The organism is Parvularcula sp. LCG005 (genome assembly GCF_032930845.1).
Taxonomy (GTDB): Bacteria; Pseudomonadota; Alphaproteobacteria; order Caulobacterales; family Parvularculaceae; genus Parvularcula.
Genome location: NZ_CP136758.1, coordinates 1,182,790 through 1,197,817, shown reverse-complemented (window position 1 = coordinate 1,197,817; position 15,028 = coordinate 1,182,790). Strand labels below are relative to the sequence as shown.

General features: G+C 59.7%; 7 protein-coding genes. 3 read left to right on the top strand and 4 right to left on the bottom strand.

What is annotated here, in order from left to right:
- Positions 1-66: 66 nt before the first annotated feature.
- Positions 67-1,248, top strand: coding sequence for a glycosyltransferase (locus tag RUI03_RS05520; protein WP_317289290.1), 1,182 nt, complete (start codon positions 67-69; stop codon positions 1,246-1,248).
- 22 nt (positions 1,249-1,270) lie between these two features.
- Complete coding sequence (locus RUI03_RS05515) at positions 1,271-2,191, top strand: sulfotransferase (RefSeq protein ID WP_317289289.1); 921 nt, start codon at positions 1,271-1,273, stop codon at positions 2,189-2,191.
- On the opposite strand, the gene RUI03_RS05510 is transcribed toward RUI03_RS05515, so the two are convergent.
- The 3 genes from RUI03_RS05510 to rpoB all read right to left on the bottom strand — a co-directional run bounded on the left by RUI03_RS05510 (position 2,192) and on the right by rpoB (position 11,779).
- Entirely contained in the window at positions 2,192-3,208 is a 1,017-nt protein-coding gene (locus RUI03_RS05510; protein ID WP_317289288.1) for a glycosyltransferase family 2 protein, read from the bottom strand. It lies immediately after the preceding gene.
- Between the two features lie 185 nt (positions 3,209-3,393).
- Complete coding sequence (rpoC, locus tag RUI03_RS05505) at positions 3,394-7,608, bottom strand: DNA-directed RNA polymerase subunit beta' (RefSeq protein ID WP_317289287.1); 4,215 nt, start codon at positions 7,606-7,608, stop codon at positions 3,394-3,396.
- An 85-nt stretch (positions 7,609-7,693) separates the two neighbouring features.
- The gene (gene rpoB, locus RUI03_RS05500; protein WP_317289286.1) at positions 7,694-11,779 is read right to left on the bottom strand and encodes a DNA-directed RNA polymerase subunit beta; all 4,086 of its coding nucleotides are present in this window, start codon (positions 11,777-11,779) and stop codon (positions 7,694-7,696) included.
- A gap of 354 nt (positions 11,780-12,133) precedes the next feature.
- Between rpoB and RUI03_RS05495 the strand changes: the two genes are divergently transcribed.
- A complete protein-coding gene (locus tag RUI03_RS05495) occupies positions 12,134-13,255 on the top strand; it encodes an SGNH/GDSL hydrolase family protein (RefSeq protein ID WP_317289285.1) in 1,122 nt (373 codons plus the stop codon).
- A 182-nt stretch (positions 13,256-13,437) separates the two neighbouring features.
- On the opposite strand, the gene RUI03_RS05490 is transcribed toward RUI03_RS05495, so the two are convergent.
- The gene (locus RUI03_RS05490) at positions 13,438-14,952 is read right to left on the bottom strand and encodes a LytTR family transcriptional regulator DNA-binding domain-containing protein (protein ID WP_317289284.1); all 1,515 of its coding nucleotides are present in this window, start codon (positions 14,950-14,952) and stop codon (positions 13,438-13,440) included.
- Positions 14,953-15,028 lie beyond the last annotated feature (76 nt).

Below are 15,028 nucleotides of genomic sequence, written 5' to 3'. Positions count from 1 at the left end.
TCAGCTTGACCCTTTGGTAAAACGCGCGTTGTAGCACTGAAGACCTGATAGCAAGAAGTAGTAGGTATGCGGCTCTGTTTGATCGAATATGGCGATGTTCGCGACGCCCTCACCCGCATGAAGGCAGGCGCGGCAGAGACGTACAGGGCGCAATACTATTCACTCCTGTACATTCTTGGCCTGCGAGCCCGCAGCGAATCGATCAGCTATATCAACATCGGAAATGACGAGCCTTTTGACGAGCTGATCGAAGGCATCCGCGCGATCGGCTTCAATCTTTATGCTCCGGGCGGCGAGGAGCGGATGATCCAGATGCTTGAGGACATCAAGCCGACACATATTGTCCTGCGGTCACCCCTTGAATTTGTCCTGCGATGGGCCCGGGAGAATGATTGCCGTGTCCTGCCGATGCTGGCTGATTCCTTCAGCCGCCCGCCGATTTCGCTGAAAGGGTTCAAGCAATGGCGATGGACTCGCGGGTTCGTCAAATCCCTGAACGATCCGTCTGTCACCCTTGTGGCCAATCATAACGTCGCAGCCTGTCGTGATCTGGCGCAGATCGGCGTCGCCCCGGACAAGATCATTCCCTGGGACTGGCCAAGCGTGAAGACGCCTGCCGACTACGAGACCAAGGCGCTCGGCGACACGCCGCCCTATAATGTCCTCTACGTCGGACTGATGACTCCCAGAAAGGGTGTCGACGATCTGATCGACGCCTTCGCACAGAACGAATGGCTGTCCGCGAATGTTACGCTGACCCTGGTGGGGGGCGGCTATAAGACCTTTGCCGATCAGGTAGAGGCACTTGGACTGGAGAAGGTTGTGACCTTCACCGGCACGATCGCCAATTCGGAGGTCATGGAGCGCATGCAGAAGGCTTCCATCGTCGCCGTGCCCAGCAGACACGATTATCCCGAAGGCCTGCCAGGCACGATCTATGAGGCCCTGACCGTACGCACACCGCTCCTGCTGTCCGATCACCCGATGTTCCGTCCCTTCTTCAAGGATGGCGACGGCGTTCGTGTGGCCCCCGCCAAAAATCCCGCGGCGCTGGGCGACGTGCTCGTCAGCATGTTGTCGGACCCCGGTGCCTATGCCGCTCTGTCGCAGAAAACTGCCGATGCGTTCGAGGCAATTTCATGCCCTCATGCGTGGGCGGATGTCATTGAGCACTGGCTGAACGACGACGCAGAGGGTTATCTTGCCCAACATCGCGGTGCGTGGGCGGTCACGCCCGCTCCCGCCTGACTTCAACATTGAGACAATTCTTTTGACCGAGCATCCCCCTCTCCTCCACGTCGGTTATATCAAGACCGGCTCGACCTTTCTGCAGAACCAGATTTTCGCCGACCGGGGGTATGGGTTCATGGAAGCCTGCCCGGCGTCCCGCTCGCGACTGGCGTCTGAGCTGATCCTGTCCAATCCCTACCTGTTCGACCCTGTGACCGCGCGGAACCGCCTGCTCCAGGACTGTGCGATCCCTGCGGGCAAGGTGCCGGTATGGTCAGAAGAGGTGCTGCTCGGGGATCCACTCGTTCGCCGGTATGACGGCAAACGAAATGCCGAACGGCTGCACGCGATTTTCCCTGACGCCCGTGTCCTGATTGTTTTTCGCGAACAGCGTGCGATGATTGTCTCGGCGTACAAAGAGTATATCAATCAGGGCAACGCCCACAGCCTGACGGATTTTATCGGCACGGGAGAAGAACCCGCCGGGTTCTCGCCCATCCTCGATCCCAGCTTTCTTCAATATAGCCACGCCATCCGGCACTATCAGCTGCTGTTCGGTGCGGAGAACGTCCTCGCCCTGCCCTTCGAGCTTTTCAAGAAAGACGGCGACGGGTTTGTGGCGCGGATCTGCCGGTTCGCCGGCCTGCCAGCGACGGACCTGCCCCCGGTCAGCCGCGAGGTGGTGAATAAACGCCGCGGCGCGCGGACGCTCGAAATGGAGCGTTTTCTGAACCGGTTCGCGGTCAACAGCCCGCTGAAGCCCGGCTGGTCACCCGTCGCCCGCGGGCTCAGACGAGCCGCATCGGTCGCGGACAAGTTGATTCCCGGCGGCGCCCACGCCGCTCGGGAAAAGAGCATTCGTACACAGATCGCCGCGCGGTTTGGTGATTTTTACAGCGCGGACAATGCGAAAGTGTCCGCCCTTATCGGTGAAGACTTGAGCGCCCTTGGCTATCAGTGACTATTTATATTCAACGATGCGGCGCTCACCCAGAGCACTCTCCGTCCAGCATTTGAACATGCCGAAGACCTCGGCCACATTGCTCATCATCAGGAACGCTCCGTATCGGCCGGGTTGAGGGACTTGTCCGGTAAACCGCTTGCGCAGTCGGAACCATTTCAGTCCATACAGCGCAATAATCGCGAGCGTGATGAGCCACCAGCCAATGAGCAGGGCGCCCAACGCGATGATGGGCAGGCCCAACCCCCAGAGCAGGGACCGGACCGTCTCCTTGACATTGTACCCCTCGCGGCCATGCAGCAGCATGCCTAGTGCCCAGGCGTAGCCTGCCCTCACCTGCCGCTTCCACCAGGCGCCAAAGGAATGAATGGCGGCATCGTGCAGGGTCATCTCAGCATCGAGCCGATGCACGGTCCAGCCATCCTTCCGCATACGGAAACAGAGCTCAGGCTCCTCGCCCGCAATGACCGTGGGGTTGAAGCCACCGGCTTCGCGAAACGGCTTCACCCGGTAGAGCGCATCGCCGCCAATCGCATCCGCCTGCCCCACCGGCGTATCCCATTCGATGTCGCACAGCGTGTTGTACCAGGTATCGCCGGGATGAATTTCGCGGCGCCTGCCGGCAATGGCGGCGGCCTTTGGCGTCGTTTGCAGAAAGGACGTCGCCGTCGCGAGCCAGCCTGGTTGCAATATTGTATCGCCGTCGAGAAAATGCACCGCGTCCAGATCATCGGCAATCTGCATGAGCCGATCGAAGCCTTCATTGCGGGCTCTGGCCGCGCTGAAGGGTTTTGACATGTCGAGCGAATGGACTTCAGCCCCCAGCGCCACGGCGTTCTCGATGCTATGATCCGTCGACGCGCTGTCCACATAAACGGTCGGCAGTCCATCGGGCACGGATTTGAGGCATTTGACCAGACGTTCGCCTTCATTGCGCCCAATGACGACGAAACCGACCTTCATGGTCGGTGGAACCTCGCCAGTGCCGGACGCCTCATGATTCGTGTGCTCACTCATGATGTGCCAACTCTCTCCTGCTCATGCCGTGGGACGGCCGCTTGGGCCGTCACGACCGGATGACCGTTTCCGGCAAGACCGTTGTTGCCGATGTGCCTAAAGACGAGCCTAACGGGCTCTTCCCTCAATAAAAAAGCCGCCCGAACATCACGGGCGGCTTTTTCAGTCTGGTGCGCGAGGCGGGCCTATTCAGCCGCTTCGGCTGAGCCTGCGCTGTCGCCAGAGGCGTCCGGCGCCGGCAGGGCCGCTGCTTCGCGCTTCTCGCGTTCGGCGATGAGCGCTTCGTCGCGACGATCCGCTTCGAGCTGGTGCTTGGACATCTGACCACCCGTCCCGGCAGGGATGAGGCGACCCACGATGACGTTCTCCTTGAGGCCTTCAAGGCTGTCGATCTTCCCGTTGACGGCGGCGTCGGTAAGGACGCGCGTCGTTTCCTGGAACGATGCGGCAGAGATGAAGGACCGGGTCTGAAGGCTCGCCTTCGTGATCCCGAGCAGGACCGGATGACCGGTTGCCTGGGTCAGACCCTGTTCTGCCAGACGGGCATTGGCTTCGTCGAATTCGACTTTATCCACCTGCTCGTCTTTCAGGAACGAGCTTTCGCCCGGATCCTTGACTTCGATCTTCTGCAGCATCTGGCGAACGATCACCTCGATGTGCTTGTCGTTGATCGGCACGCCCTGCAGTCGGTAGACTTCCTGGATCTCGTTGATGAGATATTCGGCCAGTGCCTCAATCCCCATGACGTCCAGAATGTCGTGCGGTGCCGGGTTACCGTCGAGGATGTACTCGCCCTTGGCAATCATGTCGCCTTCTTGAACGGCGATGTGCTTGCCCTTCGGCACGAGATATTCCCGTGGCTCCAGGTTTTCATCCAGCGGCACAACGGTGATGCGACGCTTGTTCTTGTAGTCGCGGCCGAATTCCACACGACCATCGACTTCCGCGATGATGGCGTGATCTTTCGGACGACGCGCTTCGAACAGTTCTGCAACGCGCGGCAGACCACCGGTGATGTCCCGGGTCTTGGCGCCTTCGGTCGGGATCCGTGCCAGCACGTCACCGGGCTGAACTTCAGAACCGTCTTCGACCGACAGAATGGCCGTCACTGGCAGCAGGTAACGCGCGTCACCGCCCGTTGAACCCAGCTTCTGCACATTGCCGTCACCGGCGCGCAGCGAGATGGCAGGCCGCAGCTCGGACCCGCGAGGGTTGGAGCGCCAGTCGGCAACCACTCTGGACGACAGGCCCGTCGCTTCATCGGCCACGTTCTGGAACGAAACCGTCTCGACAAGGTCCTCATAGGACACTTTACCCGCCACCTCGGTGAGGATCGGCATGGTGTAAGGGTCCCAGTCAGCGAGGCGCTGACCGCGCTCGACCTTCGTTCCTTCATCGACCCGCAACTTGGTCCCGTAGGTGACCTTGAAGCTGGCGAGGTCATTGCCGCCGCCATCGACGATCTTGATCAGCGTGTTCCGGCCCATGACCACCAGGTCGCCGGAGCTGTCTTTCACGACATTCCGGTTTTCCAGCTTGATGGTGCCCTCGTGGCTGGCTTCGATCAGCGACACGTCGCCCACCTGTGCCGTACCGCCAACGTGGAACGTCCGCATGGTGAGCTGTGTACCAGGCTCACCGATGGACTGCGCCGCGATGACACCAACGGCTTCGCCGATATTCACCGGCTCGCCGCGCGACAGGTCACGACCGTAGCAGGTCGCACAGATGCCGATTGGGGTCTCACAGGTTAGCGGCGAACGCACTTTGACCTTCTGGATGCCGGCCATTTCGATGGCTTCTGCCGTCGTCTCGTCGAGCTGGGTGCCCGCCGTGGCGATGACATCTTCCGTGCCCGGCACAACGACATCCTCAAGGACCGTACGGCCCAGAATGCGCTGGCTGAGCGCCAGAACGATTTCACCGGAGTCCACAACCGCTTCGTGGGTGATGCCGCGCGTCGTACCGCAATCGATCTCGCGAACGATACAGTCCTGCGCAACGTCAACCAGACGGCGGGTCAGGTAACCCGAGTTCGCCGTCTTCAACGCCGTATCCGCCAGACCCTTACGGGCACCGTGGGTGGAGTTGAAGTATTCAAGAACGGTCAGACCTTCCTTGAAGTTCGAGATGATCGGCGTCTCGATGATTTCGCCCGATGGTTTCGCCATCAGACCGCGCATGGCGGCCAGCTGACGCATCTGGGTGGGTGAACCCCGCGCCCCTGAGTGGCTCATCATGTAAACCGAGTTCGGCTCCAGCATCCGGCCCGTTTCAGGGTCGAACTTGTCGGCCGAAATCTCTTTCATCATTTCGTCGGCGATTTTGTCCGTACACTTGGCCCACGCATCGACGACCTTGTTGTACTTCTCACCGCGGGTGATCAGACCGTCAGCATATTGCTGTTCGTACTCAGACACGAGCGACCGGGTCTGTTCGACGATCGGTTTCTTCGTGTCCGGGATGACCATGTCGTCCTTGCCGAACGAGATCCCGGCCTTGCAGGCTTCTTTGAAACCAAGCTCCATGATCTTGTCCGCGAAGATAACCGTCTTCTTCTGACCGCAATGGCGATAGACGACATCGATCAGTCCGCCGATGGCCTTCTTGGTCAGCAGCTTGTTGACGGTCTCGAACGGAATGTTCGCGTTCTTTGGCAGGATCTCGGCAATCTTCAGACGGCCCGGCGTTGTTTCGACGATTTCCATCGTCTCATTGCCTTCGGCATCCACAGACCGCCAGACACCGCGCACTTTGGCGTGCAGGGTCGTGGCACCGGTCTCCAGCGCATAGTCCACTTCGGCAAGATCAGCGAAGACCATGCCTTCGCCCTGCTCCTTGGGCTTCTCCATCGTGATGTAATAAAGACCAAGCACAATGTCCTGAGACGGAACGATAATCGGCTTACCGTTCGCAGGGGACAGAATGTTGTTGGTCGACATCATCAGGACACGGGCTTCCAGCTGCGCTTCGAGCGACAGCGGGACGTGCACGGCCATCTGGTCACCGTCGAAGTCAGCGTTGAAGGCTGTACAGACGAGCGGGTGCAGCTGGATGGCTTTGCCTTCAATCAGCTTCGGCTCGAACGCCTGGATGCCCAGACGGTGTAGCGTCGGTGCCCGGTTCAACATGACCGGGTGCTCACGGATCACTTCGTCCAGAATATCCCAGACTTCAGGGCGTTCTTTCTCGACCAGCTTCTTGGCCTGTTTCACCGTGGCCGACAGGCCTTTCGCGTCAAGACGCGAATAGATGAACGGCTTGAACAGCTCGAGCGCCATTTTCTTGGGCAGACCGCATTCGTGGAGCTTGAGCTCTGGGCCCACCACGATGACCGAACGACCCGAATAGTCGACGCGCTTGCCGAGCAGGTTCTGACGGAACCGACCCTGCTTACCCTTCAGCATGTCGCTAAGCGATTTCAGCGGACGCTTGTTTGTACCCGTGATGACGCGGCCACGACGGCCGTTGTCGAACAGCGCGTCAACGGATTCCTGCAGCATGCGCTTTTCGTTGCGCACGATGATGTCCGGCGCGCGCAGTTCGATCAGGCGTTTCAGACGGTTGTTCCGGTTGATCACCCGACGATAGAGGTCGTTGAGGTCGGACGTCGCAAAGCGGCCACCATCAAGCGGCACCAGCGGACGCAGTTCCGGCGGGATCACCGGCACGACCGTCATGATCATCCACTCAGGACGGTTGCCCGACTGCATGAACGCTTCGATCAGTTTCAAACGCTTGGCCAGTTTCTTCGGCTTCAGCTCAGAGGTCGATTCCTTGATCTCGACACGGAGCTGTTCCGTGACCGCTTCGAGGTCCATGTTGCCAAGGATCTCGCGAATGGCCTCAGCGCCGATACCGGCGGTGAAGCTGTCTTCGCCGTACTGTTCCTGGGCGTCGATGAACTCTTCTTCGGTCAGCAGCTGGAACTGGTCCAGTGGCGTCAGGCCGGGCTCGATCACGATGTACTGTTCGAAATACAATACGCGCTCAACATCTTTCAGCGTGATGTCGAGGAACGTTGCAATCCGGCTTGGGAGCGATTTCAGGAACCAGATATGCGCAACCGGCGATGCCAGCTCGATATGGCCCATCCGCTCACGGCGCACTTTGGACAGGGTGACTTCGACGCCGCACTTCTCGCAGACGACGCCTTTGTACTTCATGCGCTTGTACTTGCCGCACAGGCATTCGTAGTCTTTTACAGGACCAAAGATCCGCGCACAGAACAGGCCATCACGCTCAGGCTTGAATGTCCGGTAGTTGATGGTCTCTGGCTTTTTAATCTCACCGTACGACCAGGAGAGGATTTTCTCCGGCGATGCGAGGGAGATGCGGATCTGGTTGAACGTCTGTGGGGCCGCGAGCGGGTTGAAGACGTTTGCAAGTTCCTGAGACATATATTCAGTGTCCTTTCGGGCGGGTGCGGACGATATCAGTCCGCGAAAATAGCAAAGGCAGGGCGGCCGCAGCCGCCCTCACCGATTATCGGTTCTGCAACTCGACGTTCAGACCCAGCGAGCGCATTTCCTTCACGAGAACGTTGAAGCTCTCAGGAATACCGGCCTCGAAGCTGTCGTCACCGCGGACAATGGCCTCATAGACCTTCGTCCGGCCCGCGACGTCATCCGACTTCACCGTCAGCATTTCCTGCAGGGTGTAGGCGGCGCCGTAGGCTTCAAGCGCCCAGACTTCCATCTCACCGAAGCGCTGGCCACCGAACTGCGCCTTACCGCCCAGCGGCTGCTGGGTAACAAGCGAGTACGGACCAATCGAACGGGCGTGGATCTTGTCATCGACCAGGTGGTGCAGCTTGAGAAGGTACTTGTACCCCACTGTCACCGGGCGGACGAATTTGTCGCCGGTCCGGCCGTCATGCAGCGTCACCTGACCACTCTCATGGAGACCGGCCATTTTCAGCATCTCGACAATCTCAGCTTCCCGCGCCCCGTCGAAGACAGGGGTGGCGATCGGCACGCCGCGAACGAGGTTCTGACCCAGCTCTTTCAGCTCATAGTCGTCATCCGGCATTTCCTGATCGGCGCCGTAAACTTCCTTGAGCTTCTCAACATAGGCCTGACGCTCGCCGCCATCACGGTTCCACGCTTCCAGCGCGTTACCGATATCGCGGCCGAGACCCCGGCAAGCCCAGCCAAGGTGCGTCTCAAGAATCTGACCGACGTTCATGCGCGATGGCACGCCCAGCGGGTTGAGCACGATGTCGACAGGTGTGCCGTCTTCGAGGAACGGCATGTCTTCCATCGGCGCGATCTTCGAGATGACACCCTTGTTGCCGTGACGACCGGCCATCTTGTCACCGGGCTGCAGCTTGCGCTTCACAGCCACGAAAACCTTGACCATCTTCATCACGCCGGGCGGCAGTTCGTCACCGCGTTGCAGCTTTTCGACCTTGTCGTCGAAGCGGGCTTCGAGGCGGGCACGGCTTTCGTCGTACTGCTTCTTGAGACCTTCGATCTCGGCCATCTTGGCTTCATCGGCGAGGCCGACTTTCCACCACAGGGTCCGGCCGGCTTCTTTCAGCGCGTCCTTGGTCACTTCACCTTTCGGGAAGCCTTTAGGACCGGAGACGGCTTCGGCGCCGACGAGCATTTCTTCGAGACGACCGAAAATGTTCCGCTCAAGGATCGCGAGTTCGTCGTCGCGGTCTTTCGCCAGACGGTCGATTTCCTCACGCTCGATGGCAATCGCACGCTCGTCTTTCTCAACGCCGTGGCGGTTGAAGACACGGACCTCGACCACCGTACCGGCAACGCCAGGAGGCAGTTTCAGCGAGGTGTCGCGAACGTCAGCGGCTTTCTCACCAAAGATGGCGCGGAGCAGTTTCTCCTCCGGCGTCATCGGGCTTTCGCCTTTTGGCGTGATCTTGCCGACGAGAATGTCGCCTGGGTGCACTTCGGCACCGATGGCCACGATCCCGGCTTCGTCGAGATTGCGCAGGGCTTCTTCAGAGACGTTCGGGATGTCCCGAGTGATCTCTTCAGGGCCGAGCTTGGTGTCGCGGGCGGACACTTCGAACTCTTCCAGGTGGATCGAGGTGAAGACGTCGTCGCGCACGATGCGCTCTGAAATCAGGATCGAGTCCTCAAAATTGTAGCCGTTCCACGGCATGAACGCGACCAGCACGTTCTTGCCCAGCGCCAGCTCACCCAGGTCCGTCGACGGACCATCGGCGATGATGTCACCGGCCTGAACCGTATCCCCGATCTTCACCAGCGGACGCTGGTTGATACAGGTGTTCTGGTTCGAGCGCTGGAATTTGCGCAGGTTGTAAATGTCGACGCCGGGTTTGGTCGTGTCGGTTTCTTCCGTCGCGCGGATAACGACGCGCTGGGCGTCCACCTGCTCGACAAAACCCGGACGACGGGCAGCAATGGCAGCGCCGGAATCCCGGGCCACGACTTTTTCCATCCCCGTGCCGACATACGGTGCTTCGGCCTGCAGCAGAGGCACAGCCTGGCGTTGCATGTTCGAGCCCATGAGCGCGCGGTTGGCGTCATCGTTCTCAAGGAACGGGATCAGCGCCGCGGCGACGGAAACGAGCTGTTTCGGCGACACGTCGATATAGTGCACGTCTTCGCGCGGTACGAGCATGGCATCCCGCAGGGCGCCTGCACGACAGTTCACGAAGTCGTTGGCCAGCATGTCGTTGTCATCAACTTCGGCATTGGCCTGGGCGATGTTGTAACGCGCCTCTTCCACAGCCGACAGATAGACCACTTCATTGGTCAGCTTGCCGTTTTCGACCTTGCGGTACGGGCTTTCGATGAAGCCGTACTTGTTGACCTGCGCATGGGTCGCGAGCGAGTTGATCAGACCGATATTCGGACCTTCTGGCGTCTCAATCGGGCAGATCCGGCCATAGTGGGTCGGGTGAACGTCCCGCACCTCAAAGCCGGCGCGCTCGCGGGTCAGACCGCCAGGGCCGAGGGCCGACATACGCCGCTTGTGCGTGATCTCGGACAGCGGGTTGGTCTGGTCCATGAACTGCGACAGCTGGGAGGAGCCAAAGAACTCGCGCACGGCCGCTGCAGCAGGCTTTGCGTTGATCAGGTCGTTCGGCATGATGTTGTCGATCTCGACCGACGACATGCGTTCCTTGATCGCGCGTTCCATCCGCAGAAGGCCGACGCGATACTGGTTTTCCATGAGCTCGCCGACCGAACGCACCCGGCGGTTGCCGAGATTGTCGATGTCGTCGATTTCGCCCTTGCCATCGCGCAAGTCCGCGAGGGTCTGCAGGACAGACGTAATGTCTTCCTTGCGCAGCGTGCGCTGCTCATCGGACACATCGTCAAAGCCAAGGCGCATGTTCATCTTGACCCGGCCCACAGCGGACAGATCATAGCGCTCTTCGTCGAAGAAGAGGCCTGAGAAAAGCGCTTCGGCGGTCTCGAGTGTGGGTGGCTCACCTGGACGCATGACGCGATAGATGTCGATCAGCGCGGTCTCGCGATTGCGGTTCTTGTCCGCATGCAGCGTATTGCGCAGATAGCCACCGATATTGATGTGATCGATATCGAGGGTTTCGAACTCGGTGATCTCAAGCTCAGCCAGCTGCTCCAGCGTGTCCTCGGTGATCTCGTCACCGGCTTCCGCATAAAGCTCACCCGTTTCGCGATTGACAATGTCCTTGGCGAAATAACGGCCGACCATCTCGTCAGCACCGAGGAGGAAGTTTTTGACGCCCTCTTCTTCGAGCTGCTTGACGGTACGCGCCGTGATCTTCTTGCCCGCTTCAACGGCCACTTCGCCCGTGTCTGCATTGATCAGATCGCGATCGGATTTCGTGCCCTTGAGGCGGTCGGCGTTGAACGGCATCGTGAAGCCGCCCTCGATCGCCTTGTGCTCCACGGCATTGTAGAACAGGGCGAGGATGTCTTCCTGGTCGAGACCCAGCGCATAAAGCAGTGTCGTGGCCGGCAGCTTGCGCCGACGGTCGATACGGACGTTGACGATGTCCTTGGGGTCAAATTCAAAATCGAGCCAAGAGCCGCGATACGGTATGATCCGGGCTGCGAACAGCAGCTTGCCGGACGAGTGGGTCTTGCCCTTGTCGTGGTCGAAGAACACGCCCGGGCTGCGGTGCATCTGGGAAACAATGACGCGCTCGGTCCCGTTGATGATGAAGGTACCATTGTCCGTCATGAGCGGCATGTCGCCCATGTAGACTTCCTGTTCCTTGATATCCTTCAGCGATTTGGACTCGGTGTCCTCATCGACCTCGAACACGGCCAGCTGCAGCTTCACCTTCAGTGGCGCAGCATAGGTCATGTCGCGCTGCATACATTCGTCGGTGTCGAATTTTGGCTCTTCGAACTCGTACGAAACATACTGCAGACGCGCGGTATCCGTGAAGTCAGAGATCGGGAAAACCGATTTGAAGACTGCTTCCAGCCCGTCGCGTTTCCGCTGCTCGGGTTTTACGAACCGCTGCAGGAAGGCTTCATAGCTTTCCTTCTGAACCTGGATCAGGTTCGGCATCTCGACCGCATCACCGATGCGGCCAAAACCCTTGCGAATTCTCTTTTTCTCGACAAAACTTTGCGCCATTGAGTCCCTCTTGGGTGGGTGTCGGGCTTTCGTTTCTGCGGAACGACGCGACTACCGCCCGCTTTACAAAACGCAAAACAGCGCCCCCGCCAACTTGGCAAAATGCCAAAGGACAAGGACGCGAACCCGCGTCACACCAATTCAGTTTTTCTTAACGATTATACGTCGCACGTGCACAGCCTGTCCCCGGCCGCCGACCCCGGGGGAAGGGCCAAATAGCGCCGGTTCGCTAGTTAAGCAAGGGGTATTGCCGCATTTTCCGCAGATGTCACGTTCAGTGGTCAATTCCGGCAAAAAAGGCAGCATCAGACCGATAAAATCGGTTACAGCAGGCCCATAACCGGGAGGACCGCGATGCGATTTTCAATTTCCATGGCCGCGCTGATTGCCGCTGGAAGCCTTACAACAGGCTGTGTTGTCATTGTCGACAATGATGACGAGACGATCGTCGATGGAACACGGCTTGCCACGGCCCAGCCCACTGACCGGCTGCCTGAAAACACCGCCATGCTGGGACGGTACGGCACGACAGACGCCGGCGCCGTCGTCATCGGCTGGCCCGCCAGCGGATTCGCATTCGATTTCAAAGGCACGGAGATGACCATGACCGCCGAGGATGGCGGCAAGTCGATCTTCGATGTCATCATTGATGGTCAGGTGCAGGAACTGCGGCTTGATGCTGGCCGTCACACATACACGATATTCAAGTCGGCTTCGCCCGCCCGCAAGCGGATCGAAATCCGCCGCCGGACCGAGGCCTTTGATTCGGGGCCGACCACGGTCATCGGCATTGAAGCCGAGGGCACGGTTTACCCCATGGACGCGCCAGCGCGGAAAATCCTGTTCATCGGCGATTCGATCACTGCCGGTTACGGCACCACCGGCCCGGACGAGACCTGTCATTATTCCGTCGACACTGCCTCTCCCCAACAGGCCTATGCGGTCCAGACCGCCCAGCAGCTGGAGTCGGACTACCATCTGGTCGCGATCTCAGGCCGTGGCGCCGTCTATAATTACGGCAATGGCCAAGCGCCCAATATGCTCGCCAATCTCAATCTGGGCGTCCCGGACAATTTTGATCACTATTGGGCACCGACGCGGTACGTGCCCGATGTGGTGGTCATCAATCTGGGGACCAATGACTTCTCGACCTGGGATCCGCAGCATTCTTTCGTGAACAATTACGAGGCTCTGCTCTACTCCGTTCACGCGCAATATCCTGAAGCGGAGATCGTCTCGGCGGTTGGGCCGATGGTGAGCGGCGCGCCGGACAGCAAAGCCGTCATGGGGGTCAAAGCAGCCATAAGCCGGTTCGAAAAGGCGGGCGGCCAGGCCGATTACGTCTATCTGCCCTGGGCAAAGTCGGGTCACGTCTATGGCTGCGACTGGCATCCCGGACCAGACACGGCGCGCACCATGGCGGACACGATTGCTCCAGTGATTGCCCGGGCAGCGGGCTGGTCGATCCGCGACTAGGCCAGAACGCGCACCACGCTGACAGCAGGAAAACACGGTAAATTGATCTTACCTTTTTCCTTTAGAAGTTTGACAATCCGGGTCGGTCATAGTGGTCCTGCGCACTCCCCAATGCGCATGAGTCCCTCCCTACCCAGTGGAAACCCCGGCGCCCCCAGCCGGGGTTTCTTCCGTTTAGACGCTCAGGCGAGAGCGCGCTTGACCTGCGGCATGATCCGCCGGCTCACCGGCACGCACATCCCGTTGGTCAGGGTCAAAGAACCTGTCCCGGATGGGTCGCGCGACAGGCTCTCGACGGCTTCGGCATTGACGATGTGCGAGCGGTGGACCCGCAGGAACGTCGCAGGCAATGCGGTCTCAAGCTCCGCGAGCCGGCCCTGGTGCAGGAGTTTCCGACCATCCATCAGGCACAACTCGGCATAATCGCCTGCACCCGAACAGACCGCCAGCTGAGACACCGCAATTCTTTCCAACCGCCCGGCGCTACGGACGGTCAGGCTCAGACCCTCGTCCCGCCGGGTCGCATTTTCCAGCGCCTGCTCGAGACGGTGAGCCCGGCTCGCCTCTTCCCGTCGCTGCTCTTCACTCTCGATCAGAAAACGCGCCTGCTGGGCGAAGAGAAAAATCAGCAGCGCGGCGACGGAAAAGAAGAACAGTGTGTTGAGGAATTGCTCGGCGAAAATCATGATTGTCAGCGAGAAGATGATCATCGCAGCCAGATAGCGGAGCGCGAGGGGCTGTCGCTTGGCGGCCCAATACGCACAAAGAACAGTCCCCGCGATTGCGGGCATGAAGACTGCCATCGCCGCCTTGCCATCGAAACCGGGCGTGAAGGCCACCTTCAACAGGGTGAGGCCGATGGTGATTCCCGCCACCCATCTGCGGTTTGACAGCGGGAAGCGAAGGAAGAGCTGACCCAGCAGGCACAGACCAAATCCCAGTGAAAAGACGACAATCAGGATCAGCCGCAGATCATGATAGGGATAGAGATAAGGAAACAGGCTTCGCGCCATTTCCGTGACCAGTTGGCCTGCCGCGAAGACGGACATGAGTGTCAGCAACAGCGACCCTGCGAGGTCGCGCCGGTAGGCCGCCATCATCCCGAAATAGATGAAGCCGACAGCGAACACACCGAATGTCAAAAGCGATGGCCAATAGGCCCTCAGCATCATGTCCGAGGGTTCCTGAAAGGGCCCGATCGCGATCAGATGCACCGGATAGGCAAGGTGGAGCAGGCCCCGCCGTGCCGACATTTTGACGGCAATATCATTAGCCCCCACCAGCACGACGTCGCGAGGCAGATAGAACACGCTGTCCATTTGGGCCGGCTGTTCATCGTTCGCGGTGGCGCCAGGAGCACCGTCGCTGCCAATCGGCTGACCATTGACGTAAACGGCGCGCGTGCCCTTCCCCGACACGTAAAAGCCAAGAGGTCGCGGATCTTCGATCGTGGCCGCCGTGAGCTCAATCGTCCCGCAAATCCACACGAGCGTGTCCTGCGGATCGATCTGACCATGCCCAACCGACTGGCAGCCGGAGGTATCGCCCAACGGCGGTGTGGTCTCCTCCAGGGTTGCGGGGCAGACCTGAGGCGACTGCAGCGTGAGCACCGGATAGCGCTGAGCGCTTACGGGCCCAGGAAACAGAAACGAAAACAGAAACGGCAGGACCAGAAGGAAAGTGAGGAGAGCGCGCATACGGCGTCCTACCCCGTCGGTGAACGGTCGCCCATCACCATTCGCCGAAAACTCCCGACCGCTCGCCGATTGCGAG

Coding starts and splice junctions, on each gene's coding strand:
- RUI03_RS05520 (WP_317289290.1), top strand. CDS start 67: ATGCGGCTCTGTTTGATCGAATATGGCGATGTTCGCGACGCCCTCACC.
- RUI03_RS05510 (WP_317289288.1), bottom strand. CDS start 3,208: ATGAGTGAGCACACGAATCATGAGGCGTCCGGCACTGGCGAGGTTCCA.
- rpoC (WP_317289287.1), bottom strand. CDS start 7,608: ATGTCTCAGGAACTTGCAAACGTCTTCAACCCGCTCGCGGCCCCACAG.
- rpoB (WP_317289286.1), bottom strand. CDS start 11,779: ATGGCGCAAAGTTTTGTCGAGAAAAAGAGAATTCGCAAGGGTTTTGGC.
- RUI03_RS05495 (WP_317289285.1), top strand. CDS start 12,134: ATGCGATTTTCAATTTCCATGGCCGCGCTGATTGCCGCTGGAAGCCTT.
- RUI03_RS05490 (WP_317289284.1), bottom strand. CDS start 14,952: ATGCGCGCTCTCCTCACTTTCCTTCTGGTCCTGCCGTTTCTGTTTTCG.